This window comes from Bartonella sp. AP9QHHD, assembly GCF_042195625.1.
In the GTDB taxonomy this organism is placed as follows: domain Bacteria; phylum Pseudomonadota; class Alphaproteobacteria; order Rhizobiales; family Rhizobiaceae; genus Bartonella.
Genome location: NZ_JBHIOP010000060.1, coordinates 40,920 through 67,212, shown reverse-complemented (window position 1 = coordinate 67,212; position 26,293 = coordinate 40,920). Strand labels below are relative to the sequence as shown.

At 37.9% G+C, this 26,293-nt stretch carries 20 protein-coding genes and 1 tRNA gene; 16 read left to right on the top strand and 5 right to left on the bottom strand.

Annotated elements, in window-relative coordinates:
- Nucleotides 1-151: 151 nt before the first annotated feature.
- Nucleotides 152-226: transfer RNA gene (locus ACFIK4_RS04775), tRNA-Gly, on the bottom strand.
- Between the two features lie 186 nt (nucleotides 227-412).
- On the opposite strand from ACFIK4_RS04775, the gene ACFIK4_RS04770 reads away from it, so the two are divergent.
- The 7 genes from ACFIK4_RS04770 (at nucleotide 413) to ACFIK4_RS04740 (ending at nucleotide 8,592) form a co-directional block, all read left to right on the top strand.
- The gene (locus ACFIK4_RS04770; RefSeq protein ID WP_273790096.1) at nucleotides 413-1,390 is read left to right on the top strand and encodes an ABC transporter substrate-binding protein; all 978 of its coding nucleotides are present in this window, start codon (nucleotides 413-415) and stop codon (nucleotides 1,388-1,390) included.
- Between the two features lie 63 nt (nucleotides 1,391-1,453).
- Nucleotides 1,454-2,350: an ABC transporter permease gene (locus ACFIK4_RS04765; protein WP_375639923.1), complete on the top strand. Its 897-nt coding sequence runs from the start codon at nucleotides 1,454-1,456 to the stop codon at nucleotides 2,348-2,350.
- Nucleotides 2,343-3,137, top strand: coding sequence for an ABC transporter ATP-binding protein (locus ACFIK4_RS04760; protein ID WP_375618340.1), 795 nt, complete (start codon nucleotides 2,343-2,345; stop codon nucleotides 3,135-3,137). Before ACFIK4_RS04765 ends, ACFIK4_RS04760 begins: the two co-directional genes overlap by 8 nt.
- Before the next feature lie 4 nt (nucleotides 3,138-3,141).
- Entirely contained in the window at nucleotides 3,142-4,182 is a 1,041-nt protein-coding gene (gene holA, locus ACFIK4_RS04755) for a DNA polymerase III subunit delta (protein WP_375648870.1), read from the top strand.
- 1,956 nt (nucleotides 4,183-6,138) lie between these two features.
- Nucleotides 6,139-7,068, top strand: coding sequence for a prephenate/arogenate dehydrogenase family protein (locus ACFIK4_RS04750; protein WP_375612737.1), 930 nt, complete (start codon nucleotides 6,139-6,141; stop codon nucleotides 7,066-7,068).
- A 162-nt stretch (nucleotides 7,069-7,230) separates the two neighbouring features.
- Nucleotides 7,231-8,085: a YihY/virulence factor BrkB family protein gene (locus ACFIK4_RS04745; RefSeq protein WP_375612736.1), complete on the top strand. Its 855-nt coding sequence runs from the start codon at nucleotides 7,231-7,233 to the stop codon at nucleotides 8,083-8,085.
- Nucleotides 8,086-8,115: 30 nt separating this feature from the next.
- Nucleotides 8,116-8,592, top strand: coding sequence for a YaiI/YqxD family protein (locus ACFIK4_RS04740; protein WP_375612882.1), 477 nt, complete (start codon nucleotides 8,116-8,118; stop codon nucleotides 8,590-8,592).
- 2 nt (nucleotides 8,593-8,594) lie between these two features.
- Here the strand turns inward: ACFIK4_RS04740 and ACFIK4_RS04735 are convergent, their stop codons facing one another.
- Nucleotides 8,595-9,290, bottom strand: coding sequence for a TlpA disulfide reductase family protein (locus ACFIK4_RS04735; RefSeq protein WP_375675195.1), 696 nt, complete (start codon nucleotides 9,288-9,290; stop codon nucleotides 8,595-8,597).
- A 32-nt stretch (nucleotides 9,291-9,322) separates the two neighbouring features.
- Between ACFIK4_RS04735 and argH the strand changes: the two genes are divergently transcribed.
- From argH to ACFIK4_RS04710, 5 genes are all read left to right on the top strand, one after another.
- Nucleotides 9,323-10,723 (top strand): argininosuccinate lyase, encoded by a 1,401-nt coding sequence (gene argH / locus ACFIK4_RS04730; RefSeq protein WP_375675193.1) that lies wholly within the window; start codon nucleotides 9,323-9,325, stop codon nucleotides 10,721-10,723.
- 51 nt (nucleotides 10,724-10,774) lie between these two features.
- The gene (locus ACFIK4_RS04725) at nucleotides 10,775-10,954 is read left to right on the top strand and encodes an LPS translocon maturation chaperone LptM (protein WP_375618333.1); all 180 of its coding nucleotides are present in this window, start codon (nucleotides 10,775-10,777) and stop codon (nucleotides 10,952-10,954) included.
- 8 nt (nucleotides 10,955-10,962) lie between these two features.
- Nucleotides 10,963-12,243: a diaminopimelate decarboxylase gene (gene lysA / locus ACFIK4_RS04720; RefSeq protein ID WP_375633602.1), complete on the top strand. Its 1,281-nt coding sequence runs from the start codon at nucleotides 10,963-10,965 to the stop codon at nucleotides 12,241-12,243.
- Nucleotides 12,244-12,369: 126 nt separating this feature from the next.
- Nucleotides 12,370-14,790, top strand: coding sequence for a TIGR02302 family protein (locus ACFIK4_RS04715; RefSeq protein ID WP_375675190.1), 2,421 nt, complete (start codon nucleotides 12,370-12,372; stop codon nucleotides 14,788-14,790).
- 222 nt (nucleotides 14,791-15,012) lie between these two features.
- Entirely contained in the window at nucleotides 15,013-15,783 is a 771-nt protein-coding gene (locus ACFIK4_RS04710) for a methyltransferase domain-containing protein (RefSeq protein WP_375675188.1), read from the top strand.
- 899 nt (nucleotides 15,784-16,682) lie between these two features.
- On the opposite strand, the gene ACFIK4_RS04705 is transcribed toward ACFIK4_RS04710, so the two are convergent.
- The 3 genes from ACFIK4_RS04705 to tsaD all read right to left on the bottom strand — a co-directional run bounded on the left by ACFIK4_RS04705 (nucleotide 16,683) and on the right by tsaD (nucleotide 20,477).
- Nucleotides 16,683-17,363 (bottom strand): response regulator transcription factor, encoded by a 681-nt coding sequence (locus ACFIK4_RS04705; protein WP_375612220.1) that lies wholly within the window; start codon nucleotides 17,361-17,363, stop codon nucleotides 16,683-16,685.
- A 907-nt stretch (nucleotides 17,364-18,270) separates the two neighbouring features.
- The gene (locus ACFIK4_RS04700) at nucleotides 18,271-18,705 is read right to left on the bottom strand and encodes an EVE domain-containing protein (RefSeq protein ID WP_375612221.1); all 435 of its coding nucleotides are present in this window, start codon (nucleotides 18,703-18,705) and stop codon (nucleotides 18,271-18,273) included.
- Between the two features lie 677 nt (nucleotides 18,706-19,382).
- On the bottom strand, nucleotides 19,383-20,477 hold the full coding sequence (gene tsaD / locus ACFIK4_RS04695; RefSeq protein WP_375675185.1) for a tRNA (adenosine(37)-N6)-threonylcarbamoyltransferase complex transferase subunit TsaD: 1,095 nt from the start codon (nucleotides 20,475-20,477) through the stop codon (nucleotides 19,383-19,385).
- A 306-nt stretch (nucleotides 20,478-20,783) separates the two neighbouring features.
- Here tsaD and ACFIK4_RS04690 point away from each other — a divergent pair, with 306 nt between their 5' ends.
- The 4 genes from ACFIK4_RS04690 (at nucleotide 20,784) to ACFIK4_RS04675 (ending at nucleotide 26,192) form a co-directional block, all read left to right on the top strand.
- Nucleotides 20,784-21,968 carry a COG4223 family protein gene (locus ACFIK4_RS04690; protein WP_375675183.1) on the top strand — a complete coding sequence of 395 codons (1,185 nt, stop codon included), beginning with the start codon at nucleotides 20,784-20,786 and terminating at the stop codon, nucleotides 21,966-21,968.
- Between the two features lie 11 nt (nucleotides 21,969-21,979).
- Nucleotides 21,980-23,539 (top strand): heme biosynthesis protein HemY, encoded by a 1,560-nt coding sequence (locus ACFIK4_RS04685; protein ID WP_375675181.1) that lies wholly within the window; start codon nucleotides 21,980-21,982, stop codon nucleotides 23,537-23,539.
- A gap of 146 nt (nucleotides 23,540-23,685) precedes the next feature.
- Nucleotides 23,686-24,432 (top strand): glutamine amidotransferase, encoded by a 747-nt coding sequence (locus ACFIK4_RS04680; RefSeq protein ID WP_375606037.1) that lies wholly within the window; start codon nucleotides 23,686-23,688, stop codon nucleotides 24,430-24,432.
- A gap of 797 nt (nucleotides 24,433-25,229) precedes the next feature.
- Nucleotides 25,230-26,192 (top strand): DUF2125 domain-containing protein, encoded by a 963-nt coding sequence (locus ACFIK4_RS04675; protein WP_375675179.1) that lies wholly within the window; start codon nucleotides 25,230-25,232, stop codon nucleotides 26,190-26,192.
- Nucleotides 26,193-26,293 lie beyond the last annotated feature (101 nt).

The following is a 26,293-nucleotide window of genomic DNA, read 5'->3' as shown; positions in this document are numbered from 1 at the left end:
ACCCCTTAAAAACTCTTTGAAAAAAAATAAATTGGTACAAAACCTAGTGGCAAATTATACAAAACCCGCTGGCAAGCTACACCGCTGGCAAGCTACAGGCAAGCTACAGGCAAGCTACATCCATACAAGAACGAATAAATACAAAATTCAATGGAGCGGGCGATGGGATTCGAACCCACGACCCCAACCTTGGCAAGGTTGTGCTCTACCCCTGAGCTACACCCGCTTACCGATTCGATATATGTCTTGCCTGTATGGCGTAGGCTTCTACGAATTGCAACAAAAAAATATCATTTTAGTTTGATTTATTTTGTCCATGTTTCGATAAAATGAAATAAAGATTGATTTTAGAAAATTCTTCAGTAATAAATTATTCCTTTTTTAATTTTTGCATGGAGAGGGGTGGAATATAATGTTGAAGAGAATAAATATATTAGGGATTATCATTGCAACTGTTTTTATGATGAACAGTGTTGCAAAGGCCGATGACCAAGTTAAACACGTTAAAGTTGCAATAACGCAAATTATGGTCCATCCTGCTGCGGATGCTGTTCGTAAAGGTGTGGAAGATGTGCTTGCAGCAAATGGTTATAAGCAAGGTGAAAATTTTCAACTTACCTTTTTATCAGCGCAGGGTAATATTTCAACAGCAACGCAAATTGCGCGTAAATTTGTTGGTGATAAACCCGATGTTATTGTAGCAATTACCACGCCTTCAGCACAAACGATGCTTGCGGCAACAAAAACAATTCCTATCGTCTTTGCAGCAATTTCTGATCCTATCGGAGCTAAAATCGTTTCTTCACTTACCAAACCTGGCGGTAATATGACGGGGAGTTCTGATCGTATAGATGTTGCAGAAAGTGTTAGACTTTTACAAGAAGTAAAACCAGATTTGAAAAAAATTGGTTATCTTTATAATGCTTCTGAGGCAAATTCTGTTTCGACACTTAAAACGTTAAAGGATGTAGCAAAAAAAGCTGGAATTGAAATTATTCCCTCATCGGCACCAAAGCCTTCAGATGTTCAGGCAGCAACACGCGCTTTAATCGGTAAGGTCGATATTATTTTTGTTCCTGCTGATAATACGATTTTATCTGTTTTAGAAGGTGCAATAAAGGTCTCAGAGGAAGCCAATATGCCTGTATTTACTGTTGATGCGAATACTATCGGGCGCGGGCCTTTTATGACGCAAGGTGTGAATTTCTATGATGTAGGGGTTGATGCTGGGAAATTGGTTGTGCGTATTCTAAAGGGTGAAAAGCCTGGTGATATTGATGTTGTGCAGGCGGCTAATAATGACATTCGAATTGATTTGAAAGCAGCCCAAAAAGCAGGGATTGTTATTCCGCAGGCAGTTATTGACCGTGCAACAAAAGTGATTCAATAACTTTTATTGATAGAGTGTTGATACAATAAAAATACGTTAAGTTTTCATGGGGATTGTCTTTACATGAATATATTTGCGTTTTCTGGTGCTGTGGAATTAGGCCTTATTTATGCGTTTGTTGCTATAGGGGTTTATCTTTCATTTCGGGTTTTAGATTTTCCTGATTTAACAGTTGATGGATCGTTTCTTCTTGGTTCCTGTGTCTGTGGTGTTTTGATTCTCTTGGGTTTCAATGCATGGACAGCTATGGCATGCGCTTTTTGTGCAGGTATGGTGGCTGGTTTATTAACAGCTCTATTGAATTTGCGTTTTGGCATTTTGAATCTTTTAGCTTCTATTTTAACAATGTCAGCACTCTATACGGTTAATCTTCGTATTATGGGAATTATGGGAGGGTCTAATGTTAATTTAGCACTTGCTGATACGGCGTTAACCCCCTTTTATAATCTGTTTGGTTTGTCTGATATTTTTGTGCGTCCTCTTTTCGTTGGTATTGTGTTGCTCGTTATGGCGTTTTTGATTTGGCGCTTTTTGGAAAGTGAAATTGGTCTTGCTATGCGTGCAATGGGCGCTAATCCACGCATGGCGACGGCGCAAGGTGTCCATACATCAGCATTGATATATTTTGGAATGGGGCTTTCCAATGCGTGTGTGGCACTTGGTGGTTCTCTTTATATTCAAACTGCGATTGCAACAGATATTACCGGTGGAATTGGAACAATTGTTTTTGGATTGGCAGCCGTGATTATCGGTGAAACTCTCTTTCGTACGCGCAATATTTTTTGGATTATAATCAGCTGTATTGTAGGGTCTGTGCTTTATCGTGTGGCGGTGCAATTTGCATTTGAAGCAAATGGCATTGGCATTGATACGTCGACAGATCTTCAGTTGATTACTTCGCTGTTGGTTGTTTTAACCCTTATTGTGCCACGCTATTGGAGGAGGCATAAACGTGATTGAGTTTTTTCATGTTGGGGTCACATTTAAACCGCAAACACCTTTGGAAAAACAGGCTTTAATTGATATTAACCTGAAAATTGATCAGGGTAGTTTTGTTACGGTTATTGGTTCAAATGGTGCTGGTAAATCAACTTTGCTCAGTGTTTTAGCGGGTGCTACGCTTCCTTCAACAGGGAAAGTGGTTATCAATGGGCAAAATGTTTCTAGGCAATCAGTCAGTGAACGCGCTGGAAAGATTGCTTGTGTTTTTCAAGATTCGTTAGAGGGAAGTTGTGGTTCTTTAACAATTGAAGAAAATTTGGCTCTTGCTGCTCTTCGAGGAAGTCGTCGTGGTTTGCGTGCGGCTTTAAATCATGAGAAACGGCAATTTTTTCGAGAGAAAATTGCTCAATTAGGCATTGGTCTTGAAGCATATATTCATAATCCTATGGATAGTTTATCAGGTGGGCAACGCCAAGCAGTTTGTCTTGTGATGGCAACATTAGCACATGCGGATGTTTTATTGCTTGATGAACATACCTCAGCGCTTGATCCTGGAATGGCTGATTTTGTGATGCGGTTGACTGAAAAAATCGTTGAAGAGAAAAAATTAACGACTATCATGGTGACTCATTCTATGCGTCAGGCTCTTGATTATGGCGATCGTACCTTGATGTTGCATGGTGGAAAAGTGATTTTGGATGTCTGTCATGAAGAGCGTAAGGGCTTGGATGTCAATGATTTAATTGGCATGTTTCAGAAAGTTCGCGGGGAAGTTCTTGATGATGATGAACTGTTAATGGATTAATAGTGTGGCTCAGAAAAAAGCACATGAAGTTGATCAGTTTCTAATGCGTTTTTCACGTGCTTTTCCTATTGTTCTCATTTATGGGCCAGATCGTGGTCTTATTTGTGAGCGTGCACAATGTTTTGCAAAACTTACACGGGTAGCAATAGAAGATCCATTTTCGACAATTCGTTTGGATGCTGCTGAAATTGATAAAGATCCTGCACGTTTAGAAAATGAAGCGCGTACGTTATCGCTTTTTGGGGGAGATCGTTTGATATGGATCTCTAATGCTGCTAACCAAAAAGGTTTTCTTGCTGCCTTAAAACTTTTAATTGAGAAACCACCAGAAGCTTGTTTTATTCTCATTGAGGCAGGGGATTTAAAAAAAGGAACAGGGTTGCGCAATGCTGTTGAAACAGCATCAAAAGCGATGGCTTTACCCTGTTTTGCCGATGATATGCGGTCTCTTGACGGTTTGATTGATGAGGTTTTAGGACAGTTTAAGAAGACTCTTTCTTTAGATGCACGTAGATGGTTGCATGAATGTTTAGGGGCGGATCGCCTTGTATCACGAGGTGAATTAGAAAAGCTTTGTCTTTACGCTGCAAATGTTCATATTACTCTTGAAGATGTGAAAGCTGTTGTAAGCGATGTCAGTGCTCTTTCTCAAGATGAAGTCATTGATGCTCTTTTATTGGGCGATATATCAGGCTTTGAAGCGCATTTTAACCGACATGCAGCAGTGCAGGGGGCACTTTTTTTAATTTTGAGTACAGCTCAAAGGCATTTTCAGCAATTACAGCTATTGCGTTATCAGGTAGAGGTTGAAGGAAATTCACCTTTTACGGTGGTTTCTCAGGCACGCCCTCCCATTTTTTTTCAACGGAAAAAGATCGTTGAACAAGCTTTAAAATATTGGAAGTTAGAACAAATTTCTTATGCAATGGAAAGAATTCAGAGTGCTGTTTTAGACAGTCGTAAAAATCCACTTTTGGGCGAAGCTATCATTCGTCAAGTTTTGTTAGGGCTTACAATTATTGCACGACGCCAGATGGCAGCTTAACAGCCTAGAAATATAATGATTTTTTATTTTTGGTATACCACAGAGGTATTTTCAGTAATTAAAACTGTTATGCTATCAAGTAGAGGTTGATGGAACTTGTATTTTTGAGGATGCATTTTAGGAGCTTGAAAGCTTGATAGAAATTTTTCTTCAAAAGAAATAGTTTATTTTCAAAAGGCCATTTTGAAACAGTTTTATTATTTTGTTGTATCGTAAAATACTGTTTTTAGGGTAGTGATACGAGGCCCATATCAAATTTTATGTGTTCGATGTTTTTTTGTGTGGGTATTTGGTGAATATTAGGTTGGTTCATAGAGTCTTAATGGAGTAACACCCCCATGTAAAACAGAGTATCTCAAACAACAGAAGACACTTGTATGGTAGATTCATACGCTTTCTTAGAAATATTTTTCAATGCGCGTCATATCTATTTCGCGGCGGTGTTTATGAATGGTGTAGAAGTAAAGTTCCTTGTGAAGAATATAAAACCCATAGAGCAACTCTATCTTTATGCTTAATAAAAGCGCAAGTCGACACTCATTATATACTTTGCTAGCCTCTAATGTTACTACAGTTTTTAGCATTAGAGAGCGTTTTTCATCATTTTTTCTCACATGTCTTCTTGTGACGTGTAGCCAAGAGATTTTAATTGATAAGAGGGTTTGTGATGGAAGAATTTTACAGTATTCGAAGTTATGATTCAAATTGAAAAAAAGTATTATTTTTATAAATCAATGTATTATAGATTAATTGAATCATTTACAATAGTGAGCCAGAGGAATCTTTTAGACAAGAAAATGAATTGTTTGCAGATCGGTATGAATTAAGAATCTTCATGGGATGAGAAGAAAGTCAAAATAGATTATGATGAAAACCACAGCACCTATGGGGAAACTTTTATGTTTGATACAGAGATGATTATCTTAGCAATGAATGTGTCTCATAAACAGAGCTAGTCATTGTTTATTATTAATAATTTATTATTTTTCATATTAAATCAATCAGAACAATGTCTTTTGCACGTCATAAGTGGGGGGCGTGTAGATAAAAACTGTACAAGAAAGCACTAAAAATGCCTCTTATGAATGCTCTCAAATTCCAAGGTTTTTTGCAACATTGGGGGTAGGAAAATATAATGATAGTGTTTTATTTAAGTGTGAAGAGGGTCGTGCTTAATAGATTTATAGTTATAACATTTACGAACACTGTCGTGAGATAGGCTAGGGAGCGAGATGTCTTTTAAAACAAACCCATGAATTTGTAATCCAAATTTATTCTGTTGAGGGCGTTCTGTTTTACGTGAGGGGTGTGATTCCATTAAAGGGATATTCGGTGTTTTTTTTATCAAACTTTTTCTTTATTGAGAGGGCGTGTTTTTCTCATATTTATTTGATTTACGGTATCCGGAATCGGGAGAGGAAAATGTTTTTAATGGTATCTTTTGGTATGCGTTGTTTTACGGTGTTTTCAATATTCGCGAAACTTATGTTGATGTTGTAGGTGGAGGCGCAATACGTTTTATATAGGTCTAATGTACAAATTAATGAACGTATCGGGATAATTGGAGAAGAGTTAGTATCTGCTTACGCTTTTGATGTGTTTTTTTGTGAGTAAATTAGTAAGATAAAGTAAACTGATGGGATTTTATGTAGAGTCGTTGTTATCCTAATTGAGAGTGCATTTTATTTTGTTTCGGTGATGCGCTTTGATCAGTAATTAAGAGGGAGTTTTAGAGCGTGATGTTAGATTTCTCGTCATTTATTTTTTATGTGTTTTCTAGGTAAAGTGATCTGTTGTCAGCTTGCGCAGGTGATAATTGGTAAACTGCGTTATTCTTTATTCCCTAGTTGTCATTTTTTAATGTTTTACGCATAACTCTTGAACAAACAAACAAGAAAATTGTGATTTTACAATTAGTCTTTATTGCCATTTGCAAAGAATCTTTGAAGGTGAAAGATGCTCCATACTCAGTTTGAAAAAATAGCACTCATTGGGATCGGTCTGATTGGGTCTTCTTTAGCAAGAGTGATTAAAAAGAAAAATCTTGCGGCTCAGATTTCTATTGCAACACGTCGTCCAGAAACCCTGAAAAGAGCGCGAGAATTGGAGCTTGGGGACTTTTATACGACAGATAATGCAAAAGCTGTTGAAGGAGCAGATTTGGTTATTCTTTCTGTTCCTGTTGGGGCTAGTGCAGAAGTGGCAAAAACCATTCGTGATCATTTAAAACTTGGAGCGATTGTGAGTGATGTTGGTTCTACGAAAGCGTTGGTTATTGCGGAAATGGCACCTTTATTGCCAAAAACGGTTCATTTTATTCCAGGGCATCCAATTGCTGGAACGGAATATTCAGGACCGGATGCTGGTTTTGCTGATTTATTTATGAATCGTTGGTGTATTTTAACGCCTTTTGCGGATAGCGATGCTGCTGCTGTCGCACAATTAACAGCGTTTTGGGAAGCTTGTGGTGCGCGTGTCGAAAAGATGGAACCTAAGCATCATGATCTTGTTTTGGCTATTGTTTCACATTTACCCCATTTGATTGCGTATAATACTGTTGGGACAGCGAGTGATTTAGAAAAAGTAACAAATTCGGAAGTGATTGCTTATTCCGCTTCCGGTTTTCGTGATTTTACGCGTTTAGCATCTTCTGATCCCGTTATGTGGCGAGATATTTGTTTGCATAATAAGGATGCTATTTTAGAAATGTTGAGCCGTTTTAGTGAGGGGCTTGCTTTTTTAGAACGGGCAATTCATTTAGGAGATGGTGAGACACTGTTTAACTTTTTTACACGTACGCGTGCTGTACGCCGCAATATTATTGATGCTGGACAGGAAATTGATGCTCCTGATTTTGGGCGTCAGAATGTTTCTAAAAAAGGGTGAGTAAAAACAAGAGGTTTTTGTTTTGGTATAAAGTCGGGCTTGACCGTATTGATTATTGACCGTTATATTGCAACATTGCAAAATGTTTATTTGCAGAGTTTTGATGATTTTTATAAAACTTGAAATAGACTGAGGAAGAGTTTTACCAGAAAGTATTGAGTTTTGTTAAAAAATATCTTTTGGTATAGCTATCGTATTTTGTGTGACGCAGTAAGTCATTATTGGCGTGATAATGGGAGTGCTTTTGCAAGCCATGTTGCGCTATCGGGGCTTTTAGCATTTTTCCCTTTTTTTATTTTTGGAACATCTTTTGCTCGTTTTCTAGGTGCTTTTACTTATACACCGCAAAAAATTAAAGCACTGGTGCAGTTATTGCCTGATGTTATTGCAGAGCCTTTATCTCAGGAAATTGTTAATGTTTTAACCATTCATCGAGGAGGTGTGTTGACGCTTTCTGTCATTGGAGCGGCTTATTTTGCTTCTAATGGGATAGAGGCTTTGCGTACGGCTTTAAATAAAGCTTACCGTGTTACTGATCGACGGAGTTTGTTATTTTGTCGTTTTCAAAGTCTGTTTTTTGTAATCCTTGGAGCTGTTGGTCTTGTTGTGATTAGTTTTTTATTGATTCTGGCGCCTTTGTTGATCAAAATTATGCAAAATCATTCTTTTTTTATGACTGAATATATTGCTGTTATTCGTGTATGGCGTTATACAGTTGCAATCGTTATTTTGTTTATCAGTCTTTTGATTGTTCATAAATGGCTTCCAGCAGGGCGGCGGAAAATTATAGATATTTTACCAGGAATAGTGGTGACAATGTTTATATGGTTTATGGCTTCTATCGCTTTTGCGCAATATTTAACGATGTTTGATTATATTTCTACCTATGCAGGGTTGGCATCTATTATGGTTGCTATTATTTTTCTGTACATATTGAGTGCAATTTTTATTTTGGGAGGAGAAATAAACGCGGCGATAATGTTTTATCGCAAGGATTTGCAACATTCAGATAAATGAAAGAGCTTATTATTGCTTGAAAGCCAAGGTATGATTATCCCAATAAAGCCTGCTATCACTTTGTTGATTGATGCAGATGCTTGTCCTGTAAAAGATGAAGTTTATCGTGTGATGAATCGTTATCAGCTTAAGACATTTGTTGTGGCAAATCGTTCTTTGTCCCTTCCAGATGAAGCACTCATTGAAAGAGTGGTCGTTGCTGGTGAATTCAATGGTGCTGATGATTGGATCGTAGAACATGTGCATGAGGCAAGTATCGTTATTACCAGTGATATTCCTTTAGCAGCGCGGGTTGTGCAAGCTGGGGGTTTTTGTCTTTCGCCAACGGGGCGTATTTTTGATGTAAATTCAATTGGTCAGGCTTTGGCGATGCGCAATTTGATGGAAGATTTGCGTGGACAGGGCAGTATAATAGGTGGTCCCCGTCCTTTTTCTCGTAAAGACCGTTCTGCTTTTTTGTCAGCACTGGATCTTGTTATACAACGTTTAAAAAGACGCGGTTATTAAAGTTATAGGGCTTCTTTAATGACTGCTTTTATAAGTGCTTTGGCATCGTCATTGGCCCATGGAGCTGCACCATTGAAGGAAGCAATGAGATATCCCTCTTTATCAATGAGCAATGTAATGGGGAGTCCTAAAGCGAGCCCCTGTTTTCTAACATTGTTGAAAATATCCATTGTTTCATCGCGATAGTAAAGCAAATTATCTGAATGAATATTCTGTAAAAATTGCTGAATTTTTTCAGGAGAAGCAGTTTTATCGATATTTATAGCTATGACATCAAAGTTTTCTCCACCTAATTCACGTTTTAATTGCGCAAGTTCAGGCATTTCTGTGCGGCAAGGTGCACACCAAATAGCCCATAGATTGACCAGCATTGGTTTTCCGGTAAATTCGCTGAGTGTGCGCTCTTTTCCTTGAATATCCTTGAAAGAGAGTTTGTTCATATCTGAGAGCGTATCAGCAAATCGTATGTGGCTAAAAAAGCCTTTTGCTGCTTTTCGTATCGCCATAATTTTTTCTGCTCGTGCTTTATTAATGTTTATTTCTTGTGCTTGTGCTGCTGAAATGAAATTGAAAAGAAAAAACTCTCTTTTGGTATCGTAGTTTATGGTTGCGTATAAACTCAGTGCAATGATAAAGAATGCAAGGGAGAGTTGCCTTTTTTTATTGTTTTTTTCGCTGATGAAAATTTGAAAAATCATAATTTTGTCCTTTGGATGGGTGTTTTCAGAATATGACAGATGAGAAGTTAAAGAACCAAATGTGGGGTGGTCGGTTTGCGGCAGGTCCTGCTGCAATTATGGAAGAAATTAATGCCTCTATTGATTTTGATCAAAAACTTTATCGACAAGATATTGAAGGTTCTCTTTCTCATGCAGCTATGTTAGCGCAAACGAAAATCATTTCACAATCAGATTATGAAAAAATTGTTCATGGTTTGAAACTTATTCGCCAAGAAATTGAAGACGGTAAATTTGTTTTTTCACGAAAGCTTGAAGATATTCATATGAATATTGAAGCGCGGCTGAGCGAATTGATAGGTCCTGTAGCTGGGCGTTTGCATACGGCGCGTTCACGCAATGATCAAGTTGCTGTTGATTTTCGCTTGTGGGTACGTGAAGCAACGCAAAAGATAGCACAAGCTTTAAAAGGATTGATAGAGCAATTACTTATTCGCGCAGAACAACATGTTGATACCTTTATGCCAGGCTTTACGCATTTACAATTGGCTCAACCCGTAACATTGGGTCATTATATGATGGCTTATGTTGAAATGTTTGGTCGAGATTTATCGCGGATGCGTGATGCTGTTGAGCGAATGAATGAATCGCCTTTAGGGGCGGCTGCTTTAGCGGGGACAGGCTTTCCAATTGACCGTTTTATGACAGCAAAAGCGCTAGGCTTTCGGGAACCTACACGCAATTCAATTGATAGTGTTTCAGATCGTGACTTTGCATTGGAATTTTTAAGCGCTGGCGCTCTTTGTGCAACACATCTTTCGCGATTGGCGGAAGAAATTGTCCTTTGGTCAAGTGCACAGTTTTGTTTTATTCATTTATCAGATGCTTTTTCAACAGGGTCTTCCATTATGCCACAAAAGAGAAATCCTGATGCGGCAGAGTTAGTACGAGCGAAAGCAGGTCGATTGAATGGTGCACTTATGGGATTGTTAACGGTGATGAAAGGATTACCGCTTGCTTATTCAAAGGATATGCAAGAAGATAAGGAATATGTGTTTGATGGGGCTTTGAGTTTGGAATTATCACTAGCAGCAATGACAGGGATGATTGCTGATTTGAAAGTGAGTAAAAAAGCCATGAAACAAGCAGCGGATTTAGGGTATGCAACAGCTACAGATTTTGCGGATTGGCTTGTACGCAATTTAGGGATTCCTTTTCGCAAAGCACATCACATCACAGGGTGTGCTGTGGCATTGGCAGAAAAAAAACAGTGTCGCCTTCATGATTTATCATTAGATGAACTTCAAGCAATTTGTCCTGATATCAATGCGACACTTTTTGATGTTTTGACCGTTGAAAAATCTGTTGAAAGTCGTAAAAGCTTTGGGGGAACAGCGCCTTCAGAGGTTCTTCGGCAAATTGCGTATTGGAAAAAGCGTCTCGTGAGCGCTTGAGTGATTGTATTTTAAAGGTAACAAAGAGATCGAGATGAGGAAAGAGGACAAATGAAAATTATATTAAAGGGGTTGGTGATTGTCCTTTTGGGGGGCTTGGGTATTGTTGGGTGTGGGCGTAAAGGGTCATTAGAGTTACCTCCTTCAACAGGAGTGAATTCTTCACAAGGAACTTTTGTTTCTCAAGGCAAAACAGATAAACCTTTTATTCTTGATCGGTTAATACAATAGGAATTTTTATGCGTTTTTTTTCTTATCATCAGGGTGTGCTTCACGCTGAAGGTCTTTCTCTTTTGGAACTTGCGCGGGAAGTTAGAACACCTTTTTATTGTTATTCAGCTAGCGCAATCGTTGCACATTTTAAAGATTATCAGAATGCATTTCATGATATGCCGAGTTTAATTGCTTATGCGGTTAAAGCGAATTCCAATCAAGCAGTTTTACAACTTTTAGCTAACAATGGAGCGGGAGCTGATGTGGTCTCAGAAGGGGAATTACGGCGTGCACTTGCTGTTGGTATTCCTGCGCAGAATATTGTTTATTCTGGTGTTGGTAAAACAGTGAGAGAAATAGATTTTGCTCTTGCACAAGATATTTATTGTTTTAACGTTGAATCAGAGCCAGAACTTGAACAATTATCGGCGCGGGCTGCTGCGCTTTCAAAAACGGCTCGTATTTCTTTACGCATTAATCCTGATGTGGATGCTAAGACTCACAAGAAAATTACAACAGGTAAGTCTGAGAATAAATTTGGTATTCCACTGTCTTTGGCGGGTGATGCATATAAAAAAGCAGCCCAATTGCCCGGTCTTCATGTGTGTGGTGTTGATCTCCATATTGGCAGTCAAATTTGTGATTTAAAACCGTTTGAAGATGCATTTGTTATTGTTGCAGATTTTGTGCGTCAATTATGGAATAATGGTTATGCGATAACCCATATCGATATTGGGGGTGGGCTTGGTATTCCTTATGGTTATGAGCAGCATCCAGTACCTTCTCCTTTTGAGTATGCAGCACTGGTAAAGAAACATATTGCGCCTTTAGGGATCAATATTATCCTAGAACCTGGGCGTAGTATTGTTGGTGAAGCCGGTGTATTGGTAACATCGGTTGTGTATTTAAAAAAGGGGGAAGGACGAAATTTTGTTATTGTTGATGCGGCGATGAATGATTTCATGCGTCCAACGCTTTATGATGCGTGGCAAAATGTAATGCCAGTGAAAAAAACACCAGTAGATGCCCCTCTGATTAATGCTGATATTGTCGGTCCTATTTGTGAAACTGGTGATTATTTAGGCTTGGAACGTTCTTTACCAGTGTTGAAAGCGGGTGATGTTTTGATGTTAACAGGAGCAGGGGCTTATGGCGCAGTGATGGCAAGCACTTATAATAGTCGACTTTTGGTGCCGGAAGTTCTGGTTCAGGATACGCGTTATGCAGTCATTCGTCCACGCCTTGATTATGCACAATTGATAGGCTGTGATCATATTCCAGATTGGATTGAGCCCAAATTAGATTGAGCATTATTAAATATTTTGGGTCTTATTTTTACTAAACTTTGATGAAACAATTTATTTTCTAGAAATTGTTTTGTATGGGGTTTATGATCTTAATGCACCACGATAAAAGGGGATAAATGCTTGTTTATGAAAAATAAAAACATCAAAGGTTTTGCAATGAAGCTTTTGTGTGTGCGCATTTTGATGTGGGGGATCCTTTCATTTGAACGGATGTGGGTACGGTTGTTGCCATTTTTCCTCGTTCTTAGTCTCTTTTGTTCGTTTAGCTGGTTGGGACTTTTTGGTATTTGGGGCTATTGGTCACATTTGCTCTTACTTGGGGTTATACTTATTTGTGCTGGGGCGAGTTTATTTTTTCTTATTCGTTTTCGGTTTCCCACAATGCGGGAAGTAAATTGCCGCCTTGAACGCGTCAATGATCTTAGACACCAGCCTTTGAATATTCAGACAGATCGTTTATGTTCTGAAAATGATGAAGATTTTAGTGCTGTTATTTGGCGTGAACATCAACGCCGAATGGCAAAGCAATTATACCATTTAAAAACTGGATTTATCTCTCTTAATAATGCGGATTATGATCCTTTGGCTTTGAGGGCTTTGTGTGCTCTTCTTTTTGTGTGCGCTTTTAGTTTTTCTTTTGGTTCACAAGGGGGGCGTTTGGCTGATGCCTTTGATTTTCGTCCTATCGTTGATGAAAAACTCATGCGGATTGATGCTTGGGTAACACCACCTGCTTATACCGGTGTGGCACCGATTTATTTGACAAAAGATGAGAAAACACAACTAGAAATCCCTGAAGGGAGTAATGTTGTTGTGCGTGTTGTCAATGGGGCTGGCATTACAGTAAAAGCAAAGTCTGTAGAAGATGGGAGGGAAGTTTCGTTTTCAGAGAAAACGGAACAAACAGCTTTGAATGATCCAATTGTTCATTTTGAAACACATTTAAAGCATCCAATAAATTTATTTGTATCATCACATCGTAAAAAACAGCAATGGCATTTGCAGATAATTAAGGACACGCTTCCAACAATTCATTGGTTGGAAAAACCAGGGAGGATTTTAACGGGATCATTGGAGTTACGATATGTGGTGGATGATGATTATGGTGTGACAAAGGCTTTTGTTGAAATAGAGCCTTTTCTTCCTCAGAATAAAAGTGCTTCTTCTCTTTATAATGCTCCGGAAATAGAGCTTCTTCTTCCGCGTGGTGGAAAGGGGAAAATGCGAATGGTGCAGGATATATCAGCGCATCCATGGGCGGGTTCGCAAGTCAAAATTACTTTGGTGGCAGAAGATGGTGCGGGGCAGAAAGGGCGTAGCAAAACTTTTGTTATGATATTACCACAGCGTGTTTTTTCGAATCCTGTTGCACGCGCAGTGGTTGAACTGCGTCGTTTATTAGCTCTTAATCCTTTAGCGCGAGAGCGGGTACTTGATATGCTTTCTGCTTTGCTTGTACGTCCAGAAAAGGGGTTGCAAAATGCATCGCATTTTATTGTTCTACAAAGTGCGTGGACAAGACTTTCTTTAGCACAAACAGACGAGGATTTGCGCGATGTGGTGGATTATTTATGGCAAATTGCTTTGGGTATTGAAGATAATCAGCTTGAATCCGTGCAAAAAAAGTTAAAACAAGCACAAGCTGCTTTACGTGATGCATTGCGTTACGGTGCTTCAGCGGCAGAAATTGAACGGCTTATGGCAGATTTACGTCAAGCTATGGATGAGTATATTCGTGCTTTGGCTGAAAAAGCACCGGATAGTCAAGTTTCTAAAAGCTCAAAAAGTCCTAATCTTTCTGAATCTACATTACAAGAAAAGCTAAATTTAATTGAGGAAATGGCTAAAACGGGCTCTTCTTTAGCAGCTGAACAACTCTTGGCGGAAGTTGAACAGACGCTTGATCATTTGCATGTGCAAAAAGGCAATCAAAATGAGGGAGAAAAAAGCCAATCTGCACAAATGAAAGAAAAGATGGACCAGCTTGGAGATTTAATGCGTCGTCAGCAAGAAATTCTCAATGAAACACATCAGTTAGAGATGGAACAAAAACGCGGAGAAAATGTACCGGAAACACAAAAAAAATCTTTAAAAAAACGTCAAGCTGAATTGCAATCTGAATTATCAACATTAGAAAAAGAATTATCAGAACAAGGATTTGAAACAGGGGGGGCGTTGAAAAGGGCAGAAGAAAAAATGAATTCTGCGGAAAATGCTCTTGATAATGGAAATCATCAGGTATCTATACAAAATCAGTCTGATGCTTTGGAATCTTTGAGGCAAGGTGCACAAAATGTTTTGAAAAAAATGCGCGAAACACTTAAAGAAACGGGAGATGATCAAAATGCTGATTTTGGTCCTAAAGATCCGTTAGGACGTCCACTTTCTTCAACAACAGATGAAGAACAAGAAGGCGAGGCACTACCACAAGAAAGTGATCAAATGCGTACGCGGCAGATTTTGGATGAAATTCGCAAACGTCTTGGTAAAGAGCATCTTTCAGAAGAAGAAAAAAACTATCTTGAAAGATTGCTTCATTTTAATTAACCAGTGTTGGCTTTTTTCTTAATTGATGTCAAAAACAGTATATGAAGAACCTCTATGGGGTTTATCTCCAAAAAAATGATTAAAGTGCTTGTAAGGCAATAATCATCCTGTTGTACTGATTTTTTAATCATTTAAGTTTAAAATATGCAATATTGAAATGTTCGCTATTGCGGAAAAAAAGCAGAAGTCCATATAGGTTTGGTATATGAAAATCTGTAATGTTTGAAATTTGTTTCTACATGGTATGTTGAGTTGGATATCGTTACGCTGAAAGATTTTTATGCTTCTGCACTTGGACTGCGTGTGCAAAAAACGCTGTGTGACCAATTGAATTTATGGTGGCCTGATCTTACGGATAAACGGATTATGGGATTGGGTTATGCACTTCCTTATCTTTCTACATTGCGTGAACGTGCCCAACAATGTTTTGCTTTTATGCCAGCTTCTCAGGGTGTTTCGCCTTGGCCTTGCTCTGAGCAAGTTGCTACAGCGCTTGTTTTTGAAGAAGATTTGCCACTTCCGGATGCGTCAGTTGACTGTATTTTATTGGTACATGCATTAGAATATACAGAAAATTCATTTGAAACGTTGAATGAAATATGGCGTGTTTTAGCACCCAATGGCCACTTGATCGTTATTGTACCTAATCGCTCTGGTTTTTGGGCGCGCAATATTACTACGCCCTTTGGTTATGGCGAACCCTATAGTCGGCAACAAATTACTCGTTTGTTCGAAAAAACAAATTTTGTTTCTGGGCCAATACAAGAAATTGTACACTATATGCCCTCTACGGGTTATTTTTCGCGATTGTTCTCATTTTTTTATGAGCCATTTGCTTGCTATCTTTTGCCTTATTTTGGTGGACTCTTAATGTGTCAGGCACAAAAACGTGTTTATCAGGGTTTGCTCGTACAGCGTCGTCAGTCGCGACGTATTTTTATTCCTGCTTTATCACCACAGACAAGAAATATTTTAATTTATAAAGATAATTAATCATTTTGTCATTGTCATAAGAACCGCAAATATAGAGGCATTCTCTTATTTCAATTTTTTGCATTTACAATTAAAAAATATTCTTTTGTACATTAATATGTGGAATTGGTATGTGAATAAAAATCTCAAGTATCTATATACCAAACCATATTTCATGAATAGTGGAAACATTTTAAAAGAAAAAAATGCTGGTATCTTCGTAAACGTAAAAATAGCAGAGTCCAAGAGATCTTACATAATATGGTTTATGGTGGTTAAAAACTGTACAAGGAAGGATTACAATGCTTCTTATAAACCATCTCAAGTATCAAGGGCTCCTCTGCAACATCAAGATCTAACATAAGTGTGATGGTGCTGGCTTGTTCTTTTATAAGCGTAAAGATGGTGGTGCCCAGTGGCTTTATCGTTAGGATAAACATTTAGCGTTATATCATGAATTATATAACCTCTTAAGAGGAGATAAAGTCATAAAGAATAGAGGAAAACTATAAAGATAAAAAACATCTCTCAATTTAGGTTAGTGAATGTGAGATAAAGCAGTGCGTGGAGCGGTTTTTCTGAAAAAAATAATCATAAATAGCACTCATCTAAAGATGATAGTTATGATCAAGAATGTTGCTAAAAGATATCACGATTATTTATATGCGAAACATATTAAAAACTTTAGAAAGAACAAAAGCATGTGAAACAGAAGTTACAAAGTATATCGTGAGGGTTGAAAGCATTTTTGTTTTTGGTTCTCATGTTGGAATATTTCGTTTTTTATTCATAATGTTATATATTTTGTCATAAGAGTAAGTTCTATGTAATAGCATTCGAATTATATGCGAAGGTTTTTTCATCTCGTTTCTGTTTTCATTTAGAATATTAAAATTATTTTTGAAACAGAAAATCTCGAATTAAAGATTTAAACGGTAACCATTTTGATCTGTTATGAGAATTTGCGCATTGGAGGGATCGTTTTCGATTTTTTGTCGCAAACGATAGATATGGGTTTCTAAAGTATGGGTGATAATATTTTCATTATATCCCCAAACTTGTTCTAACAATGTTTCACGGCTGACAATTTTATCATTGGCATGATAGAGACATTTAAGGATCGCTGCTTCTTTTTCTGTGAGACAGATTTTATTGTTGCATTGATCAAGAAGAAGTTTTTGTCTTAGTTTAAAAGTATAGGGACCAATATGAAAGGTTGCGTCTTCATTTTGTTCATATTGGCGCAACTGTGCTCGAATTCTCGCTAATAACACCGCAAAGCGAAAGGGTTTTGTTACATAATCATTGGCGCCTGTTTCAAGATCTAAAATATTATCACAGTCTGTATCATAATTTATTATCATGATAATGGGGGCACGAAATCCTTGGGTGCGTAATTGTTTAACGGCTTTGTAGCCATCAAGATCAGGAAGTTGAAATCCCAAAATAGTGAGATCAATATTTTCTTCTTGGATTATTCTCATTCCCGCTTCTGCTGTTTTTGCTTGGAAAATTTTAAACTCTTGATGCATTTGCAATTGTTCTACTAAAATAGGGCGTAGATCATCGTCTTCAACGATTAAAAGAGTATAGTGGTTCATGTTTTTCCTTATAGGCATGTTGATGCACTGATTGATATAGTTTCATGAAAAATAAGATTTCATGCAAGAAAAATTAAAAGAGGAAAATTAAAAAAGAGCGCTTCTAAAAAATAAACTTTTATAATTTCTAATGGTTGCTTGCTGAAAAGACGGTATTCCGTCTGCAGGGTATTTTACGTATTGGTTGGAAGCGTTTTTTTATGTTCTAGAACGTGTTTTAGCTATTGAGTGTCATCATCTTTACGCTTTATGGAGAAACAAGGTGTGGCACTATCATTCACTTTGCCAGCTCGTGGGTGTTGCGGACAGTCCTTGGCACTTGAGACGATTCATAGGAGGAATTTTTAGTCCTTTCTTTCACGGTTTTTTCCATATGGGACTTTCTCCGTTTAGAATGTGCAAGCAAATAGCCTTTGATTGATTCAATATAAACAGGTTGGGAATGAGAGAATCCTGCGGTATGAGGCGCACTCGTCCAACATGCAAAACAATGAACACGCAATATGATGCGTTTTTTAAGCGTGAAGAGAATTGTGCAACACCTAGCACATATGCACTGTTTAGGAGAATTTCACGATCATTTTTATTGTTTTTTATCCACGTTCAGTTTTGTTTTTTTGTTGCATTTGTGTGTGAAGGGGCTGTGTGTTATGTTCGTGGTGTTGCTTATTATAATTGTTGAGCAAGCTTTGCCTTTAGCAATGCCGAAAAGATGCATCATAAAGAGGTTTTTTGTGTAATTTGGAAGGAGACTGTATTGAGAAAGAGTGCAGGATAAAAAATGACAAAAAAAATATCATATTTATGCATTTAGCATGAGAATACCTCAACAGAAGGAGGTGTTGTGCTTATTCTTCTGCGCTATGAAGCATCTTTTTATATGAGTTAATGAATAAAAATTATTGTTTTAAGATAAAAGCATTTCCCTCTTAAGGTTGCCCATCAAACAGACTTCTTTCCATTCATCTTCTGTCACGGGTTGCACTGATAAGCGGCTGGCTTTGACCAGCACCATATTTGCTAGTTTGGGATTAGCTTTAATTTGTTTTAATGAAACAGGTGTTGGCATGTCACAAAGTGCACGGATGTCCACACATTCCCAGCGTGGATCAGAGCTTGTAGAATCAGGGTGTGCTTCAGCACATATTTCTACAATTCCTACAATTTCTAAACCTTTATTTGAATGATAAAAAAAACCTTTATCACCATATTTCATAGTGCGCATATTATTACGAGCTTGATAATTGCGTACACCATCCCATTGTTCGCCATCAGCTCCTTTTTTCTTTTGCATCTCCCATGACCATTTATGGGGTTCAGATTTAAAAAGCCAATAAGCCATGAGTTCTCCTTTTTCATAGACTGTTATGTATTTATCATACGGATTTTTATAAGTATTTTCGTAATATCCTTAACGATAATTTTAAAAATGGGGTAAAGAATTTCTTATTTCAAAATAACTTGTATATAGAAAAATGCGCTCCATTGATATTTTATGTTGTATAAAGGTATTTTGCTTATCTTGTAGCAGAAAAATATATCAGTGTATCGAAGTAATAGACTTAAAATTGCTCAGCCATGTGGAAGCTTAATCATCTTTTCAGCTGCTGTTTGAAATGTAGTTACTATAGGATCATTGGAGCATTGCGTTGGAGAGAATTTAGCAAGAAAATTGGTTCTAAAAAGCTTTAAAATTACAATGACAATGAAACGAATAAATGGTCAAAGATGATGAGGTCAACGAATGGCATTCATATCTATGCTTTGTGGCATAGAGTGCGTCTTATTATGCTGTAAAATACCGTCATTTGAAGTGTAATGATATAAGGCAGTTTTTTGAAACATGAAGTTTTTAAGAATGTGTGGTGAATATTTAGGTTTACGTATCGATCTTTGGGTTAAGTGAATTGTGTGAGTGGGAAGCAGGTGGAATCTGCTCGATAGAGAATTCGGACTATCTATAGACCGGATTGAGTAGAAATCTTCGTTCTTTAAGATGTGTGTAGGACGTCAATTTTATTATGCTTTTGTTCCACGGCGACCCATCCCAATCAAGGGGGGGGCTTTTTCATCTAATGGCCAGCGTGAGCGAGGGGCAATATCAAGAGGGCTTGTTTCTCCTCGTGCAAGCTTTTGTGCACCGGCAAAAGCAATCATTGCAGCATTATCGGTACACAAGGAAAGAGGAGGGGCTATAAATTCAAAGCCATGTTGATGGGCAAGTTCTTGTAATGTAGAGCGAATGGCTTGGTTTGCGGCAACACCGCCTGCGACAACCAAAGCAGGAGAACGCTTTTCTTGATCATGAGAGAGAGGATATTGGTGGGCAAAGTGTTGTAGAGCGAGGTGAACGCGATCACGTACTGTATCGGTTACGGCGGCTTGAAAACTTGCGGCAATGTCAGCAATATCATTTTCTGTAAGAGGAGCTATGGCTGTTGCGGCTTGTCGAACAGCAGTTTTGAGTCCTGAAAAAGAAAAATCTAATCGTTTTTCACCTTTTAAAGGACGTGGAAGAGGGATGCGATTTTTATCACCAAATAAAGCTGCTTTTTCAAGTGCTGCTCCACCAGGATAAGGAAGACCTAAAAGTTTTGCTGTTTTATCAAAGGCTTCTCCTAATGCATCATCAATAGTGGTTCCTAAACGTTGGTAGTTGCCTACTCCATGAACAATGATTGTTTGTGTATGACCCCCTGAAACTAAAAGTAATAAATAAGGAAAGCTGACGTTGTGCGTTAACACAGCTGTTAAAGCATGTCCCTCTAAGTGATTTACCGCAATAAATGGTTTGCCAGTGGCAAGAGAGAGTGCTTTTGCGCTCATAACGCCTACCAATAATCCTCCTATCAAACCAGGTCCACTGGTGGCTGCAATGCCATCAATATCTTTTAATTTTGTGTTTGCTTCTGTTAGTGCTTGCAGAATTAAATGATCAAGAACTTCAACATGGGCACGAGCAGCAATTTCAGGAACAACACCGCCGTAAGGTGCATGGTGATCAATTTGACTCCAAACAACATTGGAAAGAATTTGGCTGTTTGATTCATTGTTATATTCAATGACAGCTGCTGCCGTTTCATCACAACTTGTTTCTATTCCCAGCAGACGCATTTTAAACAAAACCTTATATTGAAGCTTCTTTCCTGCGTGCGTACCATGAACAGAAAAAGATGCAAAGTATTTCTCTTAGAATTGTTTTTTCTATGAAAAATATGTGTTTTGGCATTTTCTTTGAATTTTATGATATCGTTGATTAAAAAATAAAGCTGTATTTTCGAGTATAAAATGCAAATGTTTTTTAAAAACTTGTCTATTAAAGGCGATAATTGTAAATATTATTGAGAAAAGCTGCGTTTTTAAAACTTTTTTCATTTTATTATTTTATCATTAAAAAAGTGTGCACGAAAAGTGACAGAGATGGTCGATTCTTCAAAACCAAAAGTTAAACCACATTATGCTGGTACGCGCCGTAAGAAACCAGTTATTGAACATGAAGCTGTTCCCCATGATTCAGAGGAAAAAATCCATAATTCTGTAGAATCTCAAGCGCGAGAAGAACAGAATATGCAAGGTCAGGATAAAAGTATCTCTAGTACAACTTGGCTTTTCTTATCCCTTTCTGGGATTTTGGGGGGATTCATTGCTTTGGGAATTTTTATGGGGCTTCAATGGGCTGGTTTTTTTCCTTCTCCTTTTGTGGAAAATTCTGCTAGAGGAGAAAAAGCTTTGCAGATTGCTGAAGCCGCAAAAAGTCAAGGTGAAGACACAAAGGAACAATTGAGGCGGGTCTTTCAAGAAATTGATACGTTAAAAACAGAGCTTTCTTCTTTTTCATCACAACAGTTTAAAACAACGAAAAATGATGAACTATCGAAAGAAGAAAGCAAAAAAGCTTTTGCGATTTTAGAGGAAAAAGTAAAAGCTCTTGAAGAAATTGTACAAACTTTTGTTAGAAAGTCGAAAGAGATAGAGACGGCTTTGTCTGTTGGGCAGAGCAATGCAAATGATCTTGCTGCGTTAAAACAACAGTTAGAAGCACTACAGGAAGAAACTGCTGTTAAAAATAGTGAGAAAAAAGAAATAGATACCGCGCTCTTTACTGCAATTAGTTCATTAAAAAATGCTGTAGAGCGTGGTGGATCTTATAATAATGAATTAAAGCTGTTGCGGCAATTATCGCCTTCGATTAATGGACTTGATGTGTTGCAAAAAACAGCTACTGTGGGTCTTCCAAGTTCAGCACAACTTTCAGTTGATTTTGCTCATGTTGCTGATGCAATTGTTGGTACGCAAAATCTTGTTGCGTCAGATGCTGGTTTTTTTGACCGAATTTTAGCATGGATAAAAGGGCTTATTGTTTCGCGACCGATTGGAAATGTTGAAGGGACAACGCTGGGGGCTATTGCGGCACGCATGGAAGTTGCCATTCAAGCTGGTGATTACGAAAAGGCTTTGAGCGAATGGCAATCATTGCCCCAAAGTGCAAAAGATGTTTCAATGGATTTTGTTAAGCAGCTTGAAAGACATATTGCTATTCAACAGTTGTTGCAGCAATTGTTATTGTCTGTGCAACAAGGATCTTTTAAAGCAACAAAGATGTAAATAGGCCCAAGATGATACGTGTTTTTATTTATATTTTTGTTGTTTGTATCCTCGGTTTAGCTTTCACGTGGGTTGCTAATCACAATGGTATTTTTGTTCTCACATTTTTGCATTTCAGATTTTCTGCTTCATTTCTTACAGTGTTAAGTGTGCTTATTTTATTTTTTGTAACGCTGGTGCTTTTATGGTGGTTATTGTCTTTCTTTTTTTCCATACCGAATGCTCTTTCCAATTATTTTTATAAACGCCATCAAAAGCGTGGTTACGAAGCTCTTTCAAAGGGGATTCTTGCAACTTTTGCTGGTGATAGTATGGTTGCGCAAAAAATGGAAGCACGTGTTGCTAAATATCTTGCAGGGAAACAAGAGCCATTGGTAAAACTCTTACAAGCGCAAACCTTGTCTTTACAAAATGACTCTGTTCGCGCCATCGGTCTTTATGAAGAGATGAGAAAGGAAGATCCGACAAAACTGGTTGGACTTTATGGTTTGTTTCGTGAAGCAATGAAGAGTAAAGCTTATGAGGCAGCGCAACAATATGCTGAAGAGGCACTGACTTTATCGCCAGCACTTTTATGGGCGCATCAGGCGGTGCTTGATCGGTTAAGTACTGAGGGTAAATGGGATAAGGCACTTACTATTTTTGAAAGAACGCAAAAAGCTCTCCCGCGTTCTATTCGCACGATTCCAGAGCGGCAGCATATACAGGTTTTACTACTAAGTGGGCAGGCACTTTCTTTGTTTGATACACATCCTGTACAAGCACGTGAAGCTATTTTGAAAGCCCATAAATTGGCGCCTGATTTTGTTCCAATAATAGTTATTGCTGCTGATATTCTTTATAAATTAAACGAAACGCGTAAAGCGGATAAAATGATTATAGCGGCTTGGCAAAAGGAGCCTCATCCTGACTTGGGAGCGCTTTATCTTGAAAGAGAAGAAGGAGCCATTGGGCGATTGAAAAGGGCTAAGACACTTGCTTCTTATAATAAAGATGCATTTGAGTCGGCTTTCCTTATTGCTAAAGCAGCTTTGGATGCTGGTGAAACAGCATTAGCAAGAGAGAAGGCACAAAAAGCATTACAATGTCATCCACGGGAAAGTGTTTATTTATTGTTGGCAGATATTGAAGAGGCACAGGGAAACAATCAAGGTGCTGTGCGTCAATGGCTTTCTTTAGCACTTCGTGCTGAACGTGATCCAGTGTGGATGTGTGATGGGGCCATTTTTTCTTCTTGGTCAGTGGTTTCTCCAATCAGTGGACGTTTGGGCTGTTTTGAATGGAAGGCACCTCCTTGTATGCCTTCTCTCACATTAGAGGCGGACAATATTGTGTCGAAAAGGCAAGACAAAGAGTATGTTATGGGAAAAAGTGATGATGTTGGAGATAAGAAGCTTGAAAAATTAACACCTATAGATGATTCTCTTTTGCATAATGTGCAGGTGGAGAAACAAGATATAAAAGAAAAAGATGTAAAAATGTTCAGTCAAACTCACTTAAATGTTGATGATCCAGGGGTTAAAACAGAAGAAGAAACATCTTTATCGAGGAAAAAATTTCGTTTATTTTAAATTGCACCAATGTGATAATACGAATGTTTTCTCAGAAGAAACAATTGACCTAGAAGAAAAAATATCGTTAGTCTTGTCCAATAAAATTATTCTCTTATGCTTTAAAAATAAAGTTTTGCTTGGTAGCAGAGGTGATTGGTTAAAAAATGTTTTTAAATCAGAGATGTCTTGATAAAAAACAAAAAAATAACAAACCAAGGATTGCTGTCGTTATTCATCGGCGCTCTACCTATACTGGTCGGTTGGGAAAATTTTTACAACAAAATGGTTTTGTTCTTGATATTTATCGTCCTATTTTTGGACAAAAACTCCCTGATACATTAGAGCATTATGCCGGCGTTGTTATTTTAGGGGGACCGATGAGTGTGAATGACAGCGAAGCCTATATTGGTGAGGAAATTGATTGGATTTCGTTATCACTAAAGGAAAATAAGCCTTTTTTGGGTATTTGTCTTGGAGCACAAATGTTAGCGCGAAATCTAGGGGGGCGCGTTGGTACAAGAAGTGATGGGACTGTTGAAGTCGGCTGGTATCCACTAGAAGCAACCCCACAAGGGAAGGAATTGATGAATTGGCCAGAGATGGTCTACCATTTCCATGATGAAGGTATTTATGATTTACCGAAAGAGGCAATGCTTTTGGCAACAGGGAATACATATCCTACACAAGCTTTTCGTTATGGAAACAATGCATGGGGCTTGCAGTTCCATGCTGAATTTACACGCGCTATGATGCGGCGTTTGGTCGTGCGTTCGGCACATAAATTGACTGAAAAAGGTGCTCAACCTGCTTGTGCACATTTGAAAGGTCGTTTAATCTATGATCGAGCTTTGAGCCAATGGTTTGAAAGCGCATTACACCAGATTTTTTGTACACCGCCCGTACTTGTGTGATTGTTGACAACGAATTGATTTATATAGGTAATTCACGGTTTTGTATATTGAATGAGAACCCCGAATATAGTAAAGTTTTTTCATTCCAAACCTGTGTATGTTGACTCAATAAAAACCTCTTGTTTGCATGTCACAAGTAGGGCTGGCGTGTGGGCAAAAACTGTATAAGAAAAGACTAAAAATGCTTCTTATGAACTGTCTTAAGTGCCAAGGGCTGTCGCAACATTTGGGGGCTAGCCAAATATAATGATGGTGCTGGCTTTGGGGTCTCCATAAGCGTAAAGATGGGGGGCTCAATGGCTTTATCGTTAAGAAACACTATTCATTATCATTTTTGTTGTGCTGTAAAACAGTATGGTTTAAGCTAGAGGTAGAAAATCTATGTAAAACTTTACATATGAGGTGTTTTTTGTTAAAGGGTGTAATGGGTTTTTTTTAAGAAAATCTTGTTTATTGAGCTTATGAGATACTGTACTTTAGAACGATGTATAGGGACTTCTTGAAGTGATCAGTAGATAAAATCCGATCGATTAAGAAGTTGGATTGTGTATAAACTGAATGTGGTTGGGAATCTTTATCCTTTTTAGGGTGGGGAGGAAGTTAAGAGATAAAGAAAGTTTGAATATTGTCTAAATCCTTTCAAATACCATCATCACAAAAAAGTTTTTCTTTGAGTTATTTAATTTGTGGGCTCTTTTGTTTTGCTCTGATATTTATTTATAGCGCACTCTGGTTTTTTTTCACGTAAAATAGAAGACTATGTTTCTGATATATTCACAAAAGTATCTTCCCATAATATGGCGGCGGTATGTGAGAATGTGCACAAGGATGGTTATCCTTTACGTGTCGGTGTTGTTTGTGACAAGTTTCAATTTTCTTGGCCTTTACATGGGGTTTCTTTATCGACGGGGCGTTTGACAGCTGGTGCACCAATTTACGCACCTCATTTGGTCGAGTTTAATGTTCATTCTCCTGCATTAATTGTTTTTTCCGGAAAAACTCCCATAGTATCGCATTGGCGCAATTTGGTGATTGAAACAGAGCCTTATTGGAAAACGGGTAAAACATTGAAGTTTATAGCTGAAGGGCTTGAGATTTCATCTTTTTCCTCTTCCCCTGAAGATCAAAAGCTTCAAGAAGCATTAAGAGCACCAACGACAGATAAAAAAACGACACATTTGCAAAATACGCATGACGTGATTATTCAGCCGTTAGAGCCACAAGACATGCCTCAAAAAATAACGGCAGAATTTTTTCGACTTGATCTTAAACATGAAAAGAATGATTTATCGGGACATATAACTTTTGACGGTTTTGATGCTTCTCCCTTTTTAAAATCTTCTTTTGTTGATATTCCTAAAATTGATGGCAATTTGAAATGGATTTTAAATGATGCCTCTCTTCTGTTTGAACATGAAGAAAAAAATTGGCAACAGCGACTGTATGGAAAAAGTGGACTTTTAAAGCAAGGTGAATTGACTTTTCATACAGGTGGTGCAGTGCGTATTAGTGGACCTTTTTCTTTTGATGATGAAGGATATTTGACAGCAAAATTTGAACTTGTCCTTATTCAGTCCATGAAGCTTCTTAACACTCTGCAGCGCTTATTTCCCGCGCAAGCCAATAATCTTCAAGCGTTATTTTTTATTTTGGGTGCTTTGCCTAAAAATGCGGACGGCGCTCCCGTTCTTTCCTTGCTCATTAACAATGGGTGGGTAAAACTGGGATTTTTAAAACTTGGTCGTCTTGCTCCACTTTAGGTGTTGTACCAAAGCCTTTTTTCATTTTTACTACCAAATTTCAACTTTTTCTGATTTTCACACTTTTTTGCAATTTTAGAGTGTCAAAATCTATTTTAACA